The following is a 20,619-nucleotide window of genomic DNA, read 5'->3' as shown; positions in this document are numbered from 1 at the left end:
CTGGCGAGGCCTGAACGTTTCAGCTCGCCCTGAGACTACTCCAGGGAACGCCGCTTCGCGGCGTCTTGAGGGAGGGAATGGTGCGATGAAGATTCTAGCCGCTTCCGCGATCGTGATCGGGCTTGGCCTGTTCGGTGTGTCGGCTGCTCAGGCAGTCCCGCTCGCGCCGGTGTCGCCAGCCCTGCTGCAGGGCCCATCCGGCGTGGAGATCATCCAGGTGGCGCAGGGGTGCGGGCCCGGTTTCCACCGCGGACCACGCGGCGCATGCCGGCCGCTCTACAATTGTCCCCCGGGCTGGCACACCGGCCCTTATGGCAAGCGCTGCTTCCGCAACTGGTGAGCCCGGCGCCGCGGCAGGGACGCGGCCTCGCCGGTGTCCCTTCCGCGTGTGATCGCCTGGGCTATTTGCCGAGAAACTCCAGCAGCAACGCGTCGTACTTCGCGGGCGCATCCAGAAACACGAGGTGGCCGGCATTTGCGATCACCTCGGCCCGGGCGTCGCGCATCTGACTTGCGAGGGTTTTGGCAAGCTCCGCATTCTGTCCCATCTTGGCGCGCAGCGCCTCCGGCGCATTCGGCCGTCCTGGCGCGTTGTGATCATCGGCGCCCATGATGAACAGCGTCTGCTGCGTGAGCAGCGGAATTTCGTGCACGACCGGCTCACGATAGATCATCTGATAGGAGCTGACGAAGCTCTTCAGCCAGCGAGAATAATCCGCGCTGTCCTTCAGATTGAACCGTGCGTCGATGAACGGCGTGACCTGATCGGGCGGCAGCTTGAGTGCGTAGTTGGTTTCGAGCTGCTTGCGGTAACCCTCCGCGGTGAGGCGATCCTCGTTCGCCATGATGGTCTCGGAGGCGATCGGCGGAACGTACATGCGATAATCCTCCAGGCCGATCGGCGCGGTCAGCACGAGATGCGTGACGCGGTCGGGATAGGCGCGGGCGATGCGCACCGCGAGCATGCCGCCCATCGAATGCGCAACGACCTCGGCCTTGCCAATCCCGAGGTGATCGAGCAGCGCGATGGTGTTGCGCGCCAGCGTATCGAAATGCAGCTCGCCCGTGGGCTTGGACGATTTGCCGAAGCCGACCTGATCCGGCACCACGACGCGGAAGCCGGCGCCGGTCAGCGTCTTGATGACCGGTGCCCAGTAGCTCGAGGGGAAGTTGCGGCCATGCAGCAGCAGAACGGTCCGGCCGTTCGGCTGCGCCGGCGCCACGTCCATATAGGCCATGCGCAGTTGCTCGCCGTCGTTCACCAGGGGCAGCAGGCTGACCGGGTAGGGATAGGGGAAGCCTTCGAGATTGATGCCATAGGGTTCGCGCGCAGTATCGGCAGCCGGGGCCATGGTGGGCGCGACTGCGAGCAGGGCGGCGAAAAGCGCGACGGCGAAGCGAGACATTGAAACTCCAGGACGGACACGACGACGTCGTCGTCAACCGTCCTGCGGTGACCCGCGTTCGCTCGGGACGCAAGCCCGCTCCGCTCGCAAGCGATAAACAGCGCGTGATGCTCAGCCGTCAGCCAGCCCGAACAGCGCCGCGAAATGCCTTTCGCCGGCACGGCTGAAGTTGACGACCCTGCTACCCGGCGTCGTATCGCGCGCGGCCCATTTCAATTCGGTGAAACGCTTCATCAAGGCTGCGCCAAGCGTTCCCGCCAGATGGTGACGCCGCGCGCTCCAGTCGAGACAGGCCTTACACACGGGGCGGCGCGGGTGCGCCAGCATCTCCGGCGAGATCCGCAGATGCCGCGCCAGGAACTGCTCGCCGTCCTCGGTCAGCACGATCTCCTGCTTGCGCCGGCGCACCAGCCGCTGCCGCACCATGCTGTCGAGCATCTGCACGCCGAGGTCGCCGGCCAGATGGTCGTAGCAGATGCGTGCGCGGCGCAGCTCCGGCTCTTTTGGCCCGGTGCGCACGCGCATGTGACCGGCACGGGCCGCAAGCCCGGCGAGCTTTTCCAGGACGTCGGCGACATCGGGATCGGCGAGCCGGTAGTAGCGATGGCGGCCCTGCTTCTCCGGCTCGACCAGCCCGCCGCCCTCGAGCTTGGCGAGATGCGAGCTCGCGGTCTGCGGCGTCACGCCGGCTTCCTGCGCGAGCTCGGTGGCGGTCAGCGCGCGGCCCGAGAGCAGGGCGGTCAGCATGTTCGCGCGGGCGGGGTCTCCAACCAGCGCTGCAACCATCGCGATATCAGGGCCTGATTTCATACTTCGATGCTAGGCGAAGCATTGCCGCCGGGCAAGCGGATAGTGTCGGTTGTGTCAAACATACTCGAGGTTGTCATGACAATCACCGTCTTCATCCGCTATCGCATCGATCCGTTCAAGCGCGACGTGTTCGAGCACTATGCGCAACGCTGGCTCTCGATCATTCCGCGCTGCGGCGGCGATCTGATCGGCTATTTCATGCCGCATGAGGGGACTAACGACGTCGCGTATGGCCTGATTTCCTTCGACAGTCTGGCCGCTTACGAGCGCTATCGCGCGACCTTGCGCAATGATGCGGAGGGCCGGGCGAATTTCGCGCTCGCGGAGGAGCACAAGCTCATTCTGGGCGAAGAACGAACATTTCTGCGCAATGTCGTAGCCGTGCGATGAGAGCGGTATTATGCTGGTGCAACCAAAAAGAGTTGGGAGGATGACATGACGGTCACCACGGCAGACAAGCGCGCCGCCTTTCGCAGGCTTCATGAGTCCGGCTGCTTCGTGCTGCCGAATCCGTTCGACGTCGGCACCGCGAAGATGCTGCAGCATCTCGGCTTCAAGGCGATCGCCTCGAGCAGCGCCGGCTTCGCCTGGTCGATCGGCAAGGCCGACACCCACACGGCGTTGGACGAGATGCTGGCGCATCTCGCGGCGCTGTCGGCGGCGGTCGACATTCCCGTCAATGCCGATTTCGAGGGTGGCTTCGCCGAGGCGCCGGAGGGTGTGGCGGCCAATGTCGCGCGCGCGGTCGCGACCGGCGTCGCTGGTCTATCGATCGAGGATTCCACGGGCGATAAGGACCATCCGCTGTATGATCGCGAGTTGGCGGTGGCGCGCATCCGCGCCGCGCGAGGAGCCATCGATGCCAACGGCGGCGACGTGCTGCTGACCGGCCGCTGCGAGGCGTTTCTCTGGGGCAAGCCCGACCTCGGCCTCGTCATCGATCGACTCTCGGCTTACGCCGAGGCTGGCGCGGATTGTCTCTATGCACCGGGGATCAAGACAGTCGAGGAGATTGCCGCCGTCGTCAAAGCGGTCGCGCCGAAGCCGGTCAACCTGCTGATCGGGGCGTCCGGTCTCTCGCTGAGTCAGGCCGCGGACCTCGGCGTGCGCCGTATCAGCGTCGGTGGTTCACTGGCGCGGATGGCCTGGGCCGGCTTCATGCGCGCAGCCAAGGAGATGGCCGAGCAAGGCACCTTCACCGAATTGGCCAACGGCTATCCCGGGGGCGAGTTGAACAAGATCTTCGGTTGAGACCAGGCTGCACATGAGAGAAGCCGCGGCCCGGGCCGCGGGTTCTTTTGACGATCAAAACGCGCTGCGCCTAGTCGCGGTCTACACCAATGCCGACGCTCACGCCGGGCGCACGGATCCCGATGCCGCCGCGGTCCTCATAGCGATGGCGTTCGATGTAGCGCTCCCGCGGCGCATAGGCGTAAGAGTCGCGGTCGCGGTCCTCGATGATGACACGACGCTCGCGGTGCTCCCGCCAGCAGCGGCCGTCCTCGTTGCAAACCATGCGGACCGTCTGGACGTCGCGCTGCGGGGTCACCGAAACCTGCGGCGAGAGTGGCGTAGCCGAAGCAGCCGTCATCATGAGCGTGCCGGCCGCAGCCGCGAGAGCCAAAGCTTTCATTGTTCGTCTCCTCCAGGAGTGTTGTGTCAAAGTGCCGCACATTCAATCGTGAAGCGCGGCAATCGTTCCAGCGCGGCCTCCTTCGCGTGCAACAAACACGTCGTGTGCAACAAACAAAAAGGCGGCGGATGATCGCTCACCCGCCGCGGAGTTGCTGATGGCGCTGAGCCATCCGCGAGATTGGTTGTTGGTCTTATTTGGCGTTGTTGGTCTGGCCAGCCGGCGGCGCTGCCGGCGTGGTCCGGTCACCCGCGGCACCGGTGGTCACGCCGGGCGAGGTGTTGGTGCTGCCCTTGCTGGTCGACGCCGACTGCGAGGCAGGGGTCGTGCTCGCCTGGTCGGTCCGCATCGAGGCGCTGTTCAATCCATAGAACACGGCGCCGAGCAGGATCGCGATGCCCAGCGCATAGGCCGCCATGCGGCCCGTCGACGCCCGCCCTTCGGTGAGTTCGGGATCGGGCTGCAGTTGGCTGTCCAGCCGCGCGGCGCGCTCGTACTCAGTGCCGGTCATGCCGGCGCCGGTCATGTCAGCACCGGTCACGCCGGGCCGCGTGCCCATGTCCGGGCGGTTCATGCCGTCGGGGTAACGTTCGTTCGGAAGTCGTTCGTTGGCCATGGAGTCCTCCTTGCAATTGTCCCCCGACAACCAAGGCAGCCCCGGCTCTGTTCCGCGAAACCCTGCGAATTCGCGCGTTGCGCCGCGCAGCGACGCGCTAAGGTTCCGCGTCAGCGTGAGCGATTCTGATTGACTGATTTGCCCTGGAGCTCCCGATGTGGAACCTGCCGCCCGCCGATAGCGTGTTGCATCTGTTGTCGTGGGTCGCGCTCGCGGCGCAGGCGATGACGGCGGCGCTTGCGGCCGGCCGTCGCAGCATGGACTGGATGGGCGTCTGCCTGCTCGGCGCCATCACCGCGCTCGGCGGCGGGACCCTGCGCGATGTGCTGCTCGGGCATTATCCGCTGGCCTGGGTCGCGCAGCCCTCGCTGCTGCTGCTGACCTTGCTGGCGCCGTTCGTGACCATCGCGATGGCGCGCGTCGTGCACCGGCTGACCATGGCCTTCCTCGTGCTCGATGCCATCGGGCTCGTCGTGTTCACGATGTCGGGCTGCACCATCGCCTGGCAGATGAACGTGCCGTTCGGCATCGTCATCGTCGCCGGCATGATCACTGGCTGTGCCGGCGGCGTGCTGCGCGACATTCTGTGCAACGACGTGCCGCTGCTGTTCCGTGCCGAGCTCTATGCCAGCGTGTCGCTGCTCACCGGGCTGATCTATGCGACGGGCCTGTTGCTCGGTCTCGGCAGCGGCATCCTGACCGCGCTGACTTTCGCCTTCGGCCTGTCGTTCCGGCTATTGGCGATCCGCTACAAATGGAACATGCCGCAGTTCGTGTTCACGGGGGAGGGCCGGAGCTGACGCATCTTTCGCGATGCACAATGAGCCAGCTTGCGGGGGCAGCGCCGGCGGCAACGATTCGGTAACTGTCCGCCAGCCGGAGAGAAGCCATGGCGGACATCATCCCATTTCGCGCGGGCGGCGGTTTTCGACACAAACCGCAAAGACCGACGCCGTCGGCTGCCATGAAATTGCGATTTCGAGTGGCTGCCCTGCATCCGCGAGATTTGTGATGCGCATTCTTGAAAAGCAGACTTAAATCATTGGCAGATCGCGCGCTTCCGCCCGACGGCGGCAAGCGGCGCACCCCGATAAAGCACGGCAAGAGGGCGGAATGGGCATCAACGAGAGCGAGATCAATCTCGACCAGAAATACACCGCAAGCTCCGGCCACATCTTCCTGACCGGCATCCAGGCGCTGGTGCGGCTGCCGATGGCCCAGATCCGGCGCGACCGCGCCGCCGGCCTCAACACCGCCGGCTTCATCTCCGGCTATCGCGGCTCGCCGCTCGGCGGCTATGACCAGCAGCTGTTCTCCGCGCGCAAACATCTCGAGCAGTACAACATCAAGTTCCAGCCCGGCGTGAACGAGGATCTCGCCGCGACCGCGGTGTGGGGCTCGCAACAGCTGCATCTGTCGCCCGGCGGCAAGTATGACGGCGTCGTCGGCATCTGGTACGGCAAGGGCCCCGGCGTCGACCGCTGCGGCGACGTCTTCCGCCACGGCAATGCGGCGGGCTCCGCCAAGAACGGCGGCGTGCTGTGCCTCGCCGGCGATGACCACGGCGCCAAATCCTCCACCGTACCGCACCAGTCCGACCACGCCTTCATGTCGGCGCTGATGCCCTATCTCTATCCGTCCTCGATCCACGAGATGATCGAGATGGGCCTGCTTGGGATCGCGATGTCGCGCTATTCCGGCTGCTGGGTCGGCATGAAGGTCATCACGGAAACAGTGGAGACCACCGCCGAGATCAATCTCAACGACGAGATGACGCCGTTCGTCATCCCGACCGACTTCGAGCTGCCGCCGGGCGGACTCAATCTGCGCTGGCCCGACGATCGCTTCGAACAGGATCGCCGGCTGCAGGACTACAAGGGCTTTGCCGCGATCGCTTTTGCCCGCGCCAACAAGGTCAACCGCATCACGATGGATTCCCCGAACGCCCGCTACGGCATCATGGCGTCCGGCAAGAGCTACGAGGACATCCGCCAGGCGCTGCGCGAGTTGGGAATTACCGAGGAGGTCGCCGCCAAGATCGGCTTGCGCCTCTACAAGATCGGCATGCCCTGGCCGCTGGAGCCGGAGGGCGTGCGCCAGTTCGCGGTCGGCCTCGAGGAGATCTTCATCATCGAAGAGCGCCGCGAGATCGTCGAGAACCAGGTCAAGCAGGAGCTGTTCAACTGGCGCGACGACGTCCGCCCGCGCATCGTCGGCAAGATGGACGACCACGACAAGCGCTTCCTGCCGTTCGCGACCGAGCTGTCCGTCGCCTCGCTCGCGACCTCGCTCACGGAGCGGTTGCTTCGCCTCGACCTCAATCCCGAGATCAAGGCGATGCTGCGCGCCAAGGCCGACTGGTTCAACGGCCGCGACGCCTCGCAGATGCAGCTGGTCTCGCCGGTGGCGCGCACGCCGTATTTCTGCTCGGGCTGTCCGCACAACACTTCGACCAAGGTGCCCGAGGGCAGCCGCGCGCTGGCCGGCATCGGCTGCCACTTCATGTCGCTGTGGATGAACCGCAACACCGAGACGTTCACGCATATGGGCGGCGAGGGCGTGCCGTGGGTCGGCATCGCGCCGTTCACGGGCGAGGAGCACATCTTCGCCAATCTCGGCGACGGCACCTATTTCCATTCCGGCAGCCTCGCGATCCGCCAGGCGGTCGCCTCCAAGGCCAACATCACCTACAAGATCCTCTACAACGACGCCGTCGCGATGACCGGCGGCCAGCGCCATGACGGCGATCTGTCGCCGCAGCAGATCACCTTCCAGCTCCACGCCGAGGGCATCCGCGAAATCTACCTGGTCTCCGAAAATCCCGACTCGTATCCGAGGGACAGCATCGCGCCGGGCGTCAAGCTCGCCCATCGCGACGAGCTCGAGAACGTCATGAAGACCTTGCGCCAGACCAAGGGCGCCTCGGCCATCGTGTTCGTGCAGACCTGCGCCGCCGAGAAGCGCCGCCGCCGCAAGCGTGGCACGATGGAGGATCCGCAGCGCCGCGTCTTCATCAACCCGGCCGTCTGCGAGGGCTGCGGCGACTGCTCGGTGCAATCGAACTGCATCTCCGTCGAGCCTTTGGAGACCGAGCTCGGCCGCAAGCGTGTCATCAACCAGTCCTCGTGCAACAAGGACTATTCCTGCGTGAAGGGCTTCTGCCCGTCCTTCGTCACCATCGACGGCGGCAAGCCGCGCTCGCGCGCACCGGCCGAGCTCGGCGACATCGGCGAGATGCCGGAGCCCTTGACCAAGCCGTCGCTCGACCGGCCCTACAATGTCGCCGTCGGCGGCGTCGGCGGCACCGGCGTGCTGACCATCGGCGCGCTGCTCGGCATGGCCGCGCATATCGAGGGCAAGGCCTCGATGATCCTCGACATGTCCGGCCTCGCGCAGAAGGGCGGGGCGGTGCTCAGCCATGTCCGGCTGTCGCAGAACACCGCGGATGTGACCTGCTCGCGCATCGTCACCGGCACCGCCGATCTCGTCATCGCCGCCGACGAGGTGGTGGCGGGCGCCAAGGAGACGATCACCTTGTGCGACAGCGAGCGCACCCATGGCGTGATCAACAGCCACCTGATCCCGACCGCCGACTTCGTGCTCAACCGCGATTTCAATTTCCAGAACCGCAAGGTGACGAGCCTGCTGGAGACCGCGCTGCGCAAGGACGCGACCTTCTTCGACTTCACCAAGCCGGCCGAGGCGCTGCTCGGCGACTCCATCGCCACCAACATGATGATGATGGGCTATGCCTATCAGAAGGGCCTTCTGCCGCTGTCGGCCGAGGCCATCGAGAAGGCGATCGCGATCAACGGCGTCGCCGTCAAGATGAACACCGAGGCGTTCCGGCTCGGCCGTCTCATGGTCGTCAATCCCGAGCGTGTCGCCGGCATGATGACCGGCCAGGACGAGACGGTGCCGCCGAAATCGCTCGACGCCATGACGCTCGACGAGATCATCGCTCATCGCATGACCTACCTCACCGCGTACCAGAACGCCCGGCTCGCCAAGCGCTACCGCAAGCTGGTCGACCAGGTCCGCGAGGCCGCCGACAAGGGCGGTTATGGCGAGGCGCTGCCGCGCGCTGTCGCGATCAACTACGCCAAGCTGCTCGCCTACAAGGACGAGTACGAGGTAGCCCGGCTGTTCTCCGACGGCACGTTCGAGAAGCAGCTCCACGACGCCTTCGAGGGCGACTACAAGGTCTCCTTCAACCTGGCGCCGCCGATCTTCAACAGCGGTCTGGACCCACAGGGCCGGCCGAAGAAGAAGAGCTATGGCCCGAGCATGATGAAGACCTTCCGTCTGCTGGCGAAGCTGAAGGGCCTGCGCGGCACGCCGCTCGACATCTTCGGCTACTCGGCCGAGCGCAAGATGGAGCGCGACCTGATCGCCGGCTACGAGAAGGACGTCGCCACGGTGCTCGGCCTGCTGTCGCCGGCCAACGCCGAGATCGCAGCCGAATTCCTGTCGCTGCCCGACAAGATCCGCGGCTACGGCCCGGTCAAGGACAAGGCCGTGCAGGACGCCAAGGTCCGCTACGCACAATTGGCCGCCGATCTGGCGAACCCGCCCCAGGCGCCGCGCCAGATGGCGGCCGAGTAGGGCGCCACACGCGAGGTGTCGTAGAGTGGGCAAAGCGCCGCCACCGGCGGCGCGTGCCCACCGTCTGGCGGCGTGTTCATTGCTCGATGGCGGGCACGTCGCGCCGCTCCGCGTCGCGCCTTTGCCCACCCTACGGTTTGACCGTCATTGCGAGGAGCGCAGCGACGAAGCAATCCAGGGGGTGCGCACACGGCCCTGGATTGCTTCGCTTCGCTCGCAATGACGCGGAGAGAGTGTAGCCCGTATGAGCGAAGCGCCATGTGTGGCGATTGTCCCGGACAAGTGTGGCAAGGGGAATTCCGTTTTTCAGATTTAGTTTGACGAAGTTCGGAAATAATGCTTTACTCCCGACATCCCGCCTCACTCGGAAGGGGCGTTGCGCGCGATCGTCACGACACGCGGGGCGGGGAGCGATGGCCGCGATCGAGCCGCAGCGTAGCTTGCTACGTGGACGAACGGTTTGGCGCGGACGTGAAGTCGCAGCGTGCTGGCACCCCGATGCTGGTGTCCCGCGCAATGCGCAAGCATTGTCGCGAATGGTGGCCAACAAGCCCGGCGCACCAGGCAGACTGCGTATAAGCGTGAAGACCATCGCGCAGGGAAGGCCGGGTGTTCTCGGCTGCACCTGTGGTACCTGCCGCCTGCATTTTTTTCCGCAGGCGGGCCGCAGGCGTCAGCCGACGCCTAGCCTTCCCTGCGCCCTCCGACTGATGAGGGTGAAAGAGAGCGGCATGACTCGGGCAGAGATGTCGCGGGAACGCGCTCTCGTGTAGTTCGATATCGGCTCGCTCGCGCTACACCCATCGGTGTCGTCCCGGGCTTGACCCGGGACCCATACCCACCGGCGGATATTATTAGACTTGATGGTCAACCAGTGTGCACTCTCACACCCGTCTGTGGTTATGGGTCCCGGGTCAAGCCCGGGACGACGGCGGAGTCGGAGGCGCGATCGCGCTCCATCTCCACCCGGCGGAATATTTTCCGCGCTCGCCAAGACGCTTGCCAAGCCTCCGGCAACGGTCCAGAAAATCTCCAACCATCGGGTGAGAAACGACAGGAAGCGGAGACGGAATTGACCATCAAGGGCAAGGCCTACATTGCCGGGATCTATGAGCATCCGACCCGGCACGCACCGGACAAATCGACCGCGCAGCTGCATGCCGAGGTCGCCAAGGGCGCGCTGGAGGATGCGGGGCTCAGCGCCAAGGACGTGGACGGCTATTTCTGCGCCGGCGATGCGCCGGGCGGCGCCTGGCCGATGGTCGATTATCTCGGGCTGAAGGTGCGGCACATCGACTCCACCGAGACCGGCGGCTGCTCCTATCTGATCCATGTCGGCCACGCCGCCGAGGCGATCGCCGCCGGCAAGTGCTCGATCGCGCTGATCACGCTCGCCGGCAAGCCGCGCACCGGCCCGATGCCGCCGCGCGCCGCCGGCGCCGAGGCCGATTTCGAGATGGCCTATGGCGCCACCACGCACAACGCTTACGGCATGTGCGCCATGCGCCACATGCACGACTACGGCACCACCTCCGAGCAGCTCGCCTGGATCAAGGTCGCGGCCTCGCACCATGCGCAATACAATCCGCACGCGATGCTGAAGGAGGTCGTGACGGTCGAGGACGTCATCAACTCGCCGATGATCTCCGATCCCCTGCATCGCATGGATTGCTGCGTCGTCACCGACGGCGGCGGCGCGCTGATCGTAACCACGCCGGAGATCGCCAAGAGCCTGAAGAAGCCGCTGGTGCGGCTGATCGGTCATGGCGAGGCCATCAAGGGGCCGCGCGGCGGCAAGGATCTCGACCTGACTTATTCTGCCGGCGTGTGGTCCGGACCGCGCGCGTTCGAGGAGGCGGGCATCACGCCGAAGGACATCAAATACGCCTCGATCTATGACAGCTTCACCATCACCGTGCTGATGCAGCTCGAGGATCTCGGCTTCTGCAAGAAGGGGGAGGGCGGCAAGTTCGTCGCCGACGGCAATCTCATCTCCGGCGTCGGCAAACTGCCGTTCAACACCGACGGCGGCGGCCTGTGCAGCAACCATCCGGTCAACCGCGGCGGCATGACCAAGGTGATCGAGGCCGTGCGCCAGTTGCGCGGCGAAGCCCATCCCAAGGTGCAGGTGCAAAACTGCGATCTCGCCATCGCCCATGGCACCGGTGGCCTGCTCGGCGTGCGCCACGCCGCCTCGACCTGCATTCTGGAGCGCGTCTGATGTCTGAAGCCAAGAAACTGCCGGCCCCCGTCACCAATCCCGAGACCAAGGCGTTCTGGGATGCCGCCGCCGAGGGCAAGTTCCTGATCAAGCGCTGCACGTCGTGTGGCGAGGCGCACTACTTCCCGCGCTCGATCTGTCCGTTCTGCTTTTCGGATCAGACGGTGTGGGAGCAGAGCGCGGGCGAGGGCGAGATCTACACGTTCTCGATCATGCGCAAGTCGCCGACGGGCCCATATGCGATCGGCTACGTGACCTTGAAGGAGGGGCCGTCACTGCAGACGAACTTCGTCGATTGCGATTTCGATAGTCTGAAGATCGGCCAGAAGGTGAAGGTGGTTTTCAAGCCCACCGACGGCGCGCCGCTGCCGTTCTTCACGCCGGTGTAGGCGAGGGAGCGCAAATGCAGCTCCGCGTCATTGCGAGGAGCGAAGCGACGAAGCAATCCAGGGCGTCTTGCGCGGCCCTGGATTGCTTCGCTTCGCTCGCAATGACGATGGAGGGCGAGCTGTGCACCCCATAACAAGTGTGGAGGGTGGGCAAAGGCGCGGAGCGCCGTGCCCACCGTGATCGTTGCAAGAAAGGCGGTGGGCACGCTTCGCTTTGCCCACCATGCGAAGAAACGAAAATTCGGGGAGGCGACATGCCGATCAACTACGATGAGCTGATGGCGATGAAGGCGATCGGGCAGCCCTATGCCTACACCGATCGCGACGTCATGCTGTACGCCTACGGCATCGGCATGGGCGTCGATCCGATGGATGAGCGCGAGCTTGCCTTCGTCAACGAGGCCACTGCTGAGCCGCGGCCGCTGAAGGTGGTGCCGACCTTTGCGTCGGTCGCCGCATGGGGCGCGGGCCCCGGCGACATGAAGCTCAACCGCGTGCTCGTGGTCGATGGCGAGCGCGACATCACCTTTCACAAGCCGCTCGCGACTGCTGCGAAGATCACCGCGGACTCCTCCGTGCTCGCCGTGTCCGACAAGGGCAAGGACAAGGGCGCCGTGATCCGCCACCAGACCATCCTGTGCGACGAGAGCGGCGCGCCGCTGGCAACCCTCGTCGCCTCCCGCTTCGCCCGCGGCGATGGCGGCTTCGGTGGCCCCTCCGGCGGCATCCCCGAGCCGCATCCAGTGCCGTCACGTGCGCCAGACCGCAGCGTCGATATTGCGACGCGGCCAGACCAGGCGCTGATCTATCGCCTGTGCGGCGACCGCAATCCGCTGCACTCCGATCCCGAATTCGCCCGCCGCGCCGGCTTCCCGCGGCCCATCCTGCACGGCATGTGCACCTACGGCCTGACCTGCCGCGCGGTGCTGCAGACCTATGCGGACTACGACCCGTCGGCGTTCAAACAGCATGCGGCACGGTTCTCCTCGCCGGTGTTTCCGGGTGAGACGGTCACGGTCGATCTGTGGAAGGATGGCAACGTGATCTCCTTCGAAGCGCGCGTGAAGGACCGCAACGTCACCGTGATCAAGAATGGCAGGACGGTGCTGAGTTAGGAAGGCACGGACCGTGGTCTCCCTCTCCCCGTTCTTCACGGGGAGAGGGTGGGGTGAGGGGCGGCCACGCCCGCCGGACTCGCGGAGAGTCCCCCTCACCCGGATTGCATCTTCGATGCAATCCGACCTCTCCCCGCACGCGGGGAGAGGTGAACAAGCGGCGCGGGGCTGCAACCTTAAAGCGCAGGAGGACACCCATGGGACTGCTCGACGGCAAGGTGGCGCTGATCACCGGCGCAGGTGGCGGGCTCGGTGAGGCCTACGCAAAACTGTTCGCGCGCGAGGGCGCGGCGGTCGTCGTCAACGACCTCGGCGGCCCGCGCGACGGCTCCGGCTCCGATCTCTCGATGGCCGAACAGGTCGTCGCCGCAATCAAGGCCGAGGGCGGCCGCGCGGTCGCCAATGCTGCCGACATCTCCACCATGGCCGGCGGGCAGTCGGTGTTCGACGACGCCATCCGCCATTTCGGCCGCGCCGACATCCTGGTCAACAATGCCGGCATCCTGCGCGACCAGACCTTTGCCAAGTCGAGCGAGGCCGACTGGGACAAGGTGATCCAGGTCCACCTCAAGGGCACGTTCTGCTGTACCCTGCCGGTGTTCCGCTGGATGCGCGACAATGGCGGCGGCGTCATCGTCAACACCTCCTCGACCTCGGGCCTGATCGGCAATTTCGGCCAGTCCAACTACGGCGCCGCCAAGGGTGGTATCTGGGGCCTGTCCAACGTGCTGGCGATCGAGGGCCGCAAGTACAACATCCGGGTCTGGACGCTCGCGCCCGGCGCGCTGACCCGCATGACCGCCGACCTGCCGCGCTACAAGGAGAACCCCGGCGCGGCGCTGACGCCCGAAGGCATCGCGCCAGCCGTGCTCTACATGGTCAGCTCCCTCTCGGGCGATCAGACGGGGAAGGTCCTCGGCGTCTCCGGTCCGCGCGGCGTGCGCGAGTTGCGCATGATGGAAATGGACGGCTGGAAACCGCCATCCTCGGCCTGGAAGGCCGAGGACATCGCGGATCATGCAGGGGAGATATTCTTTTCGGAGGACGAGATTCGAAAGTCCGCGCGGCGGTTTTGATGTATGTCTGGCCCCGTTCCGGAGGCCGCCGATGGTCGGAGAGCAAGGCGAAAGGCAGGTTCCGGAATCCAGAACGATGATCGGCCAGATCGACTCCGCGCCCTGCGCCGGGCAGCGCCTTGCGGAACGACGCCAGAGAGATTGGAGACCAGACGATGAAGCTCACCGCCGCCGCCAAAGGCACCTTCGCGATCGCGCCGACGCCGTTCCACGATGACGGCCGCATCGACGAGGCCTCGATCGATCGCCTGGTCGATTTCTATGCCGCGGCGGGCTGCGACGGCATCACCGTGCTCGGCATCATGGGCGAGGCGCCGAAGCTCGACGCGACCGAGTCCGCCGAGGTGGCGATCCGCTTCGTCAAGCGCGCGAAGACCATGCAGATCATCGTCGGCGTGTCGTCGCCGGGCTTCGCCACGATGCGCGCGCTGGCCCGCGCCACGATGGATGCGGGCGCAGCCGGCGTCATGATCGCGCCGCCGCCGAGCCTGCGCACCGACGACCAGATCACCAACTATTTCAAGCAGGCGCAGGACGCGATCGGCGAGGACATTCCCTGGGTGCTGCAGGACTATCCGCTGACGCAGCAGGTCCAGTTCACGCCCTCCGTCATCCGCAAGATCGTGATGGACAGCCCGTCCTGCGTGATGCTCAAGCACGAGGACTGGCCGGGTCTGGAGAAGATCTCTGCACTCCGTGCGTTCCAGAAGGACGGCTCGCTGAAGCCGTTGTCCATCCTGTGCGGCAATGGCGGTCTGTTCCTCGACTTCGAGATGGAGCGCGGCGCCGACGGCGCCATGACCGGCTACGCCTTCCCGGAGATGCTCGTCGACGTCGTCAAGCTGTCGCAGGCCGGCAAGCGCGACGCCGCGCATGACCTGTTCGACGCGCATCTGCCGCTGGTGCGCTACGAGCAGCAGCCCGGCGCGGGCCTCGCCGTGCGCAAATACGTGCTGCAGAAGCGCGGCGCCATCGCCTCGAGCGCGCAGCGCAAGCCGGCGTCCGGCATCAGCGCCGCGGCCAAGGCCGAGGTCGACTATCTGCTGTCGCGCGTCGCTCGCTATGACGCCCGTGCCAATTTGCAACCCCGAGCCACTGCCGCGGAGTAACCATGGCTGACGCTGCCGCCGTTCGTCCCGCCTCGACCGTGCTGCTGCTGCGCGACAGCGCAGCGGCTCGGGAGATCGAACTCTTCATGATGGTGCGTCACCATCAGATCGAGTTCAACTCGGGCGCCCTGGTGTTTCCAGGCGGCAGCGTCGACAAGGGCGATCGCGAGATCGCCGGCAACCCCGAGCTCTATGCCGGCGATCACGGTCTCGATGCAGAGGCGCTCGGCTTCCGCATCGCCGGCGTCCGCGAGACCTTCGAGGAGAGCGGCATCCTGCTGGCGCGCCGCAAGGGCGCGCAGGCGCTGATCGAGGCGGACGCCGCCCGGGCCATCGAGGCCGAGCATCGTCTCGCTTTGTGCGAGAGCAAGATCAGCTTCCGCGACGTCATCGAGGCCCATGGCCTGGTGCTGGCGCTCGATGCCCTCGTGCCCTACGCGCACTGGATCACGCCTGAGGGCATGCCCAAGCGGTTCGACACCTGGTTCTTCCTGGCGGCCGCGCCGCCGGCACAGCTCGGCGCCCATGACGGGCGGGAGTCCACCGATTCCATCTGGCTGTCGCCGCGCGAGGCGCTGGCCGGCGGCGACGACGGCCGCTTCAAGCTGCCGTTCCCCACCACGCGCAACCTGATCCGGCTGGGCAAGCAGGCCACCGTGGCGGAAGCGCTGGCGACCGCCCGGGACCTGGCCATCGTGACCGTGATGCCGGTCATGACCAAGACGGCCGACGGTGGCCGCCAGCTGCGCATCCCGCGCGAGGCCGGTTATGACGGGGAGGTGTTCGAGTTCGGTGCGGCCGGTTAACCGCACACGTCATTTTTCGTCTCCGAGGGGATGCGCCGAAAGCCGTTGTTCCTTATTTGTTCAGGCAGCCGTTTGACGGCTGGTGTATAGTGCGGTTCCGACCATCGGATCCCATGAGTAAACGCGCTGATTTCGGCCTGGCTTGCGACCGACTCCGATCCCTCACGATCGGACGGATGATCTTTGGCAGCTTTTTGCTGCTGCTCGCCGTCATCACCGCCACCAGCATGGCGAGCGTCATCGCCATCCGCCACATCGACTCCACTTTTGCCGAGCTTCAGCGCCTGCAGGGCGTCGGCGATCTCGCCGAGGAGATCGACCAGCGCATGAACGAGCTGCGGCTCGCGGCGCGCGATTTCGTCACCGATCCCGGCTCGCGCTCGGACCGCGTCATGGAGGCTGCGACCGAGCTCAGCGCGCTTCTGAAGAAGACCCGCCTGCAACTGGCGCCGGAGCAGCAGGCGACCATCGACGGCGTCGCCCAGCGGCTTGCCAACTACCGCGAGGGCATCGACCGCATCAGCGCCCTGATCGCGCAGCGCGCAGAATTGCTGACGGGGCTTCCGGCGGCGCGCGCGGGTTTCGAGGAAGCCATCGCTGGTGTCACCGAGCGCAGCACCGCCCGAGCGCTGTTCCAGGTTCAGAACCAGATCGGCGCGGCCTTGCTGGCGCGCGATCCGGCCGGCGCCGAGCAGGCGGCCCGCAGCATGCGCGCGCTGCCGATCGAGGACAGCACGCTGCGCGCGGCTGCCGACCGCTATGCCGAGGCGATCATCGCCATTGCCGGCACCGAGGACGAGATCGCACGGCTCGACAAGGAGGTGCTGGGCATCGAGGGCCGGCTGATCGGCCGCGTCACCGAGCTGTTGCGGACCCTGAGCGACAGCCAGGGCAAGGTGCTGTCGCGCGACTTCGCTCGGACGCTGGCGGAAACCAAGTGGCAGAGCATCATCTTCGGAACGGCGGGTGTTCTGATCGGAATCTTTGCCGCCTCGTTCGTGGTGCGCCGGACCGTGAAGCCGCTCGCCTCGATCGCGCGCTCGATCCGGGCTCTCGCCGCCGGCGAGAAGGCGGCGTCGATCCCGCAGACCGATGTTCAGAACGAGATCGGCGACATCGCGCGGGCGGCCGAGGTTTTCCGTCAGACGCTGCAGGACGCCGATGCCGCGCGTGAGGCCGCGGTTCGCGCGCTGGCCGAACAGCGGCTGGCCGAGGAGAGCTATCGCAAACTGTTCGAGGCCTCGATCGACGGCATCTACGTCACGACGCCGAGTGGGCTCGTGCTCAACGCCAATCCGGCCCTCGCACGCATCATGGGCTATGAATCGCCGGGCGAGCTGATCCAGAGCGTCAACGACATCGCCGATACGATCTACGTCCATCCCCTGGCGCGCGAGCGCTACCAGCGGCTGATGCGGCGCGACGGCATGGTGCGCGAGTTCGAGTACCAGGTGCGCCGGCGCAACGGCGAGATCCGCTGGCTCTCCGACAGCGCCACCGTGGTCCGCGACGAGAACGGAGAGGTCGTGCGCTACGAGGGCGTGGTCCGCGACATTACCGACCAGAAGCGGGCCGAAGATGCGATCGCCGAAGGACGGCGCTTGCTGCAGCAGGTCATCGACACCGTGCCGGCGGTCATCAACGTCAAGGATCGCGAGTTGCGCTATGTCCTGATGAACCGTTACATGGCCGGCATCTTCAACGTCGAGCCCGAGGATGCGCTGGGCCGCACGACGGGCGAGCTGATGTCGCGCTACGGCGCGAGCAAGACCGACTCCAACGACAAGCGCGTGCTCGCGACCAAGGACGGCCTTGGCTTCTATGAGGAGGAATACCTCGATTCCTGCAACGTGATGCGGCAATGGCTGGTCAACAAGCTGCCGTTGCTGGATTCCGATGGTGAGGTCGACAAGATCGTGACCGTGGCGCTCGACATCGGCGAGCGCAAAAAGAGCGAACAGGAGATGCGCAAGGCCAAAGAGGCCGCCGAGACCGCGCTTCGCAACCTGCGCGAAACCCAGGCCTCGCTGATCGAGGCCGAGAAGCTCGCGGCGCTCGGACGCATGGTCGCGGGCGTCGCACACGAGGTCAACAATCCCGTCGGCATCAGTCTGACGGTGGCATCCGCGCTCGAGCGCAAGACCGAACGCTTCAGCGAGGCGGTGACGCGCGGCGATCTCCGGCGCTCCAGCCTGAATGAGTTCATCGAGACAAGCCGCAACGCGGCGGCTCAGCTGGTCGCCAATCTCAACCGCGCGGCGGAGCTGATCCAGTCGTTCAAGCAGGTGGCGGCGGACCGCAACTACTCCGACCAGCGCAGCTTCGATCTGGCCGATCTCACCGAGCAGGTCGTGATGAGTCTGCGCCCGGGCGTGCGCAGACAGAACCTGACGGTCAATGTCGACTGCCAGCCCGGTCTCGTGATGAACAGCTATCCCGGGCCTTATGGCCAGGTTCTGACCAATCTGTTCCTCAATGCCGTCGCGCACGCGTTTCCCGACGGCAGGCCCGGCGTGATCGAGATTCAGGCCCGCGAGTCCGGGCGCGACAATGTCGAGATCATCTTTTCCGACAATGGCTGCGGCATGTCGCTCGACGTGCGGCGGCGCGCCTTCGATCCGTTCTTCACCACCCGCCGCGATCAGGGCGGCACGGGTCTCGGCCTGCACATTGTCTACAACATCGTCACCAACCGGCTCGGCGGCCGGCTCGATCTCGATTCCGAGCCGGGCGCGGGGACGCGCATTCAGCTCATTCTGCCACGCACAGCGCCGCTGGAGCAGGCGGCGGAGTAGGGCGGCGCGCCAAGATGTGGCGCGACCACGTCAGACTCCGGATTGACTCTCACGAAGCCGCGATCGAATCAAAATCTGGCCCGGTCGATGCATCTGTCCTGATGCACCCTGAGGTGGTGCAGGAGCCAGATGGACCAGATGGAAATGAGCAAATGGATCGTGCCCCGCGGCCATGCGCCGCATCGTTCTGATCGCGCCGTCACCAGCATTGGCGGTTCAAGGCGGCATCACGCCGGACGTTGGAAGCCGCCCATCCAGATGACCGGCGCGGCGCTGCTGATCGCGCTCGCCGCACCGCCGGCGCAGGCGCGCGACCGCGGCCAGTACGCGAACTCATCGCCGGAGATGAAGGCCTGGTTCGACGGCCTGCGTAGCGGCAAGGGCCCATGCTGCTCCGATGCCGACGGCAGCGCCGTCAGCGATGTCGATTGGGAGAGCAAGGGCGGCCACTACAGGGTCCGCATCGAGGGGGAGTGGCTCGATGTCCCCGATGAGGCCGTCATCACCGAACCGAACCGCGTCGGACGCACCATGGTGTGGCCGATGCGCGGTTATCAGGGGCTCTCGATCCGCTGCTTCATGCCGGGCAGCATGACATAGCGGACACCCGGCCGCTCAGACGTATTTCTTGTCGCGCTCCAGGAGCTCGATCGAGATGCCTTGCGGCCCGCGAATGAAGCAGATGCGAACACCGGGGCGGATCGTCGTCGGCTCGGTCGTGAAAGCGACGCCTTTGGCCTTGAGTGCGGCGGCCGCGGCGTCGATGTCTTTCACGGTCAGGCCGAAATGGTCGAGGCCCTGGTGTGGCGTCACGGGCGGCTCGTTGACACCGTCGCCGGGCTCGACCTTGGCGATGAAGATGTTGGCGCCGCCGAGCTTCACGTCGATGCGGCCGGGATTGCGCACGATCTCGCCGCCGAGGATCTCGCGGAGCCAATTGGCGGTCGCTTCGGGGTCCGGGCTGCGCAGATGGATGTGGTCCCAGGTGACTTGCAGCATCGTCGATGTCTTTCGAGTGAGTGAACCGCGGCCGCGGCAGCGGCGTTGGGCATGTGGCGGCAATATGCGGACTTCTACCGGCTCGCCGTCGGGGGCGCCAGTCCAGCACATGAAGCGGTATCCGGGCCTGCCCTCCTATTGTCGGCTTTGCACGCTACGTTTCCTCCGCTTGCCGATCGAAGCCTCCAGACGCCCGGCCGGGCAGCCGATGGTGCAGACATGAGCGCGGGTCTCTTTCATTCGCAGGAGCGCAAGCTTGGTCCTGCAGCTTCGCCGGCCGTGAAGCGGCGCGGATCGGCTTATCTGCCTCTCGGTGCCGCGCTGTTCGGATTGGCGACGCTCGCGGCATTGACGTTCGGGATGGTCGGCTGGGTGGTTCTGTCCGTCGACGAGGGCGAACTGGCCGAGGCCGACGCCAGCCTGATGCCGTTGACGTCTGATGCGTCGGCCGAGCCATCCGCGGGAGAAGAGGATCGAACGGAACCGTCGCGAGGCTTCGTGTCGGTGGCGCCAGGAGCAGCGGCATACGGCGCCCAAGCGACCGTCGGTGCGGTGGCCAGCCCGGCCTCCAGTTTCATGAATGCCAATGCGAGTCTTCCGCCGCAGCGGTCGGTACCGGCTGCTGGTGACCCGGCAATTTTGTCCGGCCTGCGGATCAGTTCCCAGTCCTGGCAGCGCGGCGGCATGGGATCGAAGGCGCTGGTGACGTTCACGCTCCGAAACAGCAACGGCTTCGCCGTGCGGGACGTCGAGATCAACTGCGCCTTCAGCCGCCGTGACGGCAGCCATGTGACCGAGCGCCGCCGAGTGGTCCCGGGCGAAGTCGGCTCCAGAAGCCGCAAGACCTTCGCCGCCGTCCCTGTCGGATTTGTCAACGTTAATGTCAGTACGGCCAAATGCGCGCTGGTTGCAGCGACGAAAATCTAATTATGTCGCGCTAGTTCTCCGTGACCTTTGAACCTGAGCGTTCGGCGCGGGAACATACCGTCATGATCCTCCGTTAGGTGGATGTCGGCGCAGGTGCCGACGGAGCGGTAAA

The 20,619-nt window shown here is 65.8% G+C and carries 19 protein-coding genes; 14 read left to right on the top strand and 5 right to left on the bottom strand.

From position 1 onward, the window contains the following. Positions 1 to 85 precede the first annotated feature (85 nt). Positions 86 to 340 carry a GCG_CRPN prefix-to-repeats domain-containing protein gene (locus ACQR1Y_RS01685; RefSeq protein ID WP_434858735.1) on the top strand — a complete coding sequence of 85 codons (255 nt, stop codon included), beginning with the start codon at positions 86 to 88 and terminating at the stop codon, positions 338 to 340. A 61-nt stretch (positions 341 to 401) separates the two neighbouring features. Here ACQR1Y_RS01685 and ACQR1Y_RS01680 read toward each other — a convergent pair whose 3' ends face one another. Next, positions 402 to 1,406: an alpha/beta fold hydrolase gene (locus ACQR1Y_RS01680; RefSeq protein WP_434878134.1), complete on the bottom strand. Its 1,005-nt coding sequence runs from the start codon at positions 1,404 to 1,406 to the stop codon at positions 402 to 404. 111 nt (positions 1,407 to 1,517) lie between these two features. Next, entirely contained in the window at positions 1,518 to 2,192 is a 675-nt protein-coding gene (locus tag ACQR1Y_RS01675) for an ArsR/SmtB family transcription factor (protein WP_434878135.1), read from the bottom strand. Between the two features lie 99 nt (positions 2,193 to 2,291). Between ACQR1Y_RS01675 and ACQR1Y_RS01670 the strand changes: the two genes are divergently transcribed. After that, positions 2,292 to 2,606, top strand: coding sequence for an NIPSNAP family protein (locus ACQR1Y_RS01670; RefSeq protein WP_434858738.1), 315 nt, complete (start codon positions 2,292 to 2,294; stop codon positions 2,604 to 2,606). A 45-nt stretch (positions 2,607 to 2,651) separates the two neighbouring features. After that, positions 2,652 to 3,467 carry an isocitrate lyase/PEP mutase family protein gene (locus ACQR1Y_RS01665; RefSeq protein ID WP_434878136.1) on the top strand — a complete coding sequence of 272 codons (816 nt, stop codon included), beginning with the start codon at positions 2,652 to 2,654 and terminating at the stop codon, positions 3,465 to 3,467. A 70-nt stretch (positions 3,468 to 3,537) separates the two neighbouring features. On the opposite strand, the gene ACQR1Y_RS01660 is transcribed toward ACQR1Y_RS01665, so the two are convergent. Together ACQR1Y_RS01660 and ACQR1Y_RS01655 are read right to left on the bottom strand one after the other, a co-directional pair. Continuing rightward, positions 3,538 to 3,849, bottom strand: coding sequence for a hypothetical protein (locus tag ACQR1Y_RS01660; protein ID WP_434878137.1), 312 nt, complete (start codon positions 3,847 to 3,849; stop codon positions 3,538 to 3,540). A 193-nt stretch (positions 3,850 to 4,042) separates the two neighbouring features. Next, the gene (locus ACQR1Y_RS01655; RefSeq protein WP_434878138.1) at positions 4,043 to 4,465 is read right to left on the bottom strand and encodes a hypothetical protein; all 423 of its coding nucleotides are present in this window, start codon (positions 4,463 to 4,465) and stop codon (positions 4,043 to 4,045) included. 155 nt (positions 4,466 to 4,620) lie between these two features. On the opposite strand from ACQR1Y_RS01655, the gene ACQR1Y_RS01650 reads away from it, so the two are divergent. The 10 genes from ACQR1Y_RS01650 (at position 4,621) to ACQR1Y_RS01605 (ending at position 19,181) form a co-directional block, all read left to right on the top strand. Continuing rightward, positions 4,621 to 5,265, top strand: a complete 645-nt coding sequence (locus ACQR1Y_RS01650; RefSeq protein ID WP_434878139.1) for a trimeric intracellular cation channel family protein — start codon at positions 4,621 to 4,623, stop codon at positions 5,263 to 5,265. Positions 5,266 to 5,578: 313 nt separating this feature from the next. Then, on the top strand, positions 5,579 to 9,070 hold the full coding sequence (locus ACQR1Y_RS01645; RefSeq protein WP_434878140.1) for an indolepyruvate ferredoxin oxidoreductase family protein: 3,492 nt from the start codon (positions 5,579 to 5,581) through the stop codon (positions 9,068 to 9,070). Between the two features lie 1,072 nt (positions 9,071 to 10,142). Continuing rightward, complete coding sequence (locus ACQR1Y_RS01640; RefSeq protein WP_434878141.1) at positions 10,143 to 11,291, top strand: thiolase domain-containing protein; 1,149 nt, start codon at positions 10,143 to 10,145, stop codon at positions 11,289 to 11,291. Then, the gene (locus ACQR1Y_RS01635; protein WP_434878142.1) at positions 11,291 to 11,680 is read left to right on the top strand and encodes a Zn-ribbon domain-containing OB-fold protein; all 390 of its coding nucleotides are present in this window, start codon (positions 11,291 to 11,293) and stop codon (positions 11,678 to 11,680) included. Before ACQR1Y_RS01640 ends, ACQR1Y_RS01635 begins: the two co-directional genes overlap by 1 nt. A 254-nt stretch (positions 11,681 to 11,934) precedes the next feature. Then, the gene (locus tag ACQR1Y_RS01630; RefSeq protein WP_434878143.1) at positions 11,935 to 12,795 is read left to right on the top strand and encodes a MaoC/PaaZ C-terminal domain-containing protein; all 861 of its coding nucleotides are present in this window, start codon (positions 11,935 to 11,937) and stop codon (positions 12,793 to 12,795) included. Positions 12,796 to 12,992: 197 nt separating this feature from the next. Beyond that, a complete protein-coding gene (locus ACQR1Y_RS01625) occupies positions 12,993 to 13,871 on the top strand; it encodes an SDR family oxidoreductase (RefSeq protein ID WP_434878144.1) in 879 nt (292 codons plus the stop codon). A 155-nt stretch (positions 13,872 to 14,026) separates the two neighbouring features. Beyond that, positions 14,027 to 14,980, top strand: coding sequence for a dihydrodipicolinate synthase family protein (locus tag ACQR1Y_RS01620; protein WP_434878145.1), 954 nt, complete (start codon positions 14,027 to 14,029; stop codon positions 14,978 to 14,980). Between the two features lie 2 nt (positions 14,981 to 14,982). Beyond that, positions 14,983 to 15,786, top strand: a complete 804-nt coding sequence (locus tag ACQR1Y_RS01615; RefSeq protein WP_434878146.1) for an NUDIX hydrolase — start codon at positions 14,983 to 14,985, stop codon at positions 15,784 to 15,786. 113 nt (positions 15,787 to 15,899) lie between these two features. Further along, positions 15,900 to 18,581, top strand: coding sequence for a PAS domain-containing protein (locus tag ACQR1Y_RS01610; protein ID WP_434878240.1), 2,682 nt, complete (start codon positions 15,900 to 15,902; stop codon positions 18,579 to 18,581). A gap of 138 nt (positions 18,582 to 18,719) precedes the next feature. Then, positions 18,720 to 19,181, top strand: coding sequence for a hypothetical protein (locus ACQR1Y_RS01605; protein ID WP_434878241.1), 462 nt, complete (start codon positions 18,720 to 18,722; stop codon positions 19,179 to 19,181). Positions 19,182 to 19,196: 15 nt separating this feature from the next. Here ACQR1Y_RS01605 and ACQR1Y_RS01600 read toward each other — a convergent pair whose 3' ends face one another. Then, the gene (locus ACQR1Y_RS01600; RefSeq protein ID WP_434878147.1) at positions 19,197 to 19,580 is read right to left on the bottom strand and encodes a VOC family protein; all 384 of its coding nucleotides are present in this window, start codon (positions 19,578 to 19,580) and stop codon (positions 19,197 to 19,199) included. Between the two features lie 219 nt (positions 19,581 to 19,799). Here ACQR1Y_RS01600 and ACQR1Y_RS01595 point away from each other — a divergent pair, with 219 nt between their 5' ends. Beyond that, on the top strand, positions 19,800 to 20,507 hold the full coding sequence (locus tag ACQR1Y_RS01595) for a hypothetical protein (RefSeq protein ID WP_434878148.1): 708 nt from the start codon (positions 19,800 to 19,802) through the stop codon (positions 20,505 to 20,507). Positions 20,508 to 20,619: the final 112 nt, after the last annotated feature.

It is taken from the genome of Bradyrhizobium sp. HKCCYLRH3099 (assembly GCF_051167855.1).
Lineage (GTDB): Bacteria > Pseudomonadota > Alphaproteobacteria > Rhizobiales > Xanthobacteraceae > Bradyrhizobium.
Note: the sequence above shows the minus strand (reverse complement) of the source record. Positions and strands in the feature narration are given on the sequence as shown.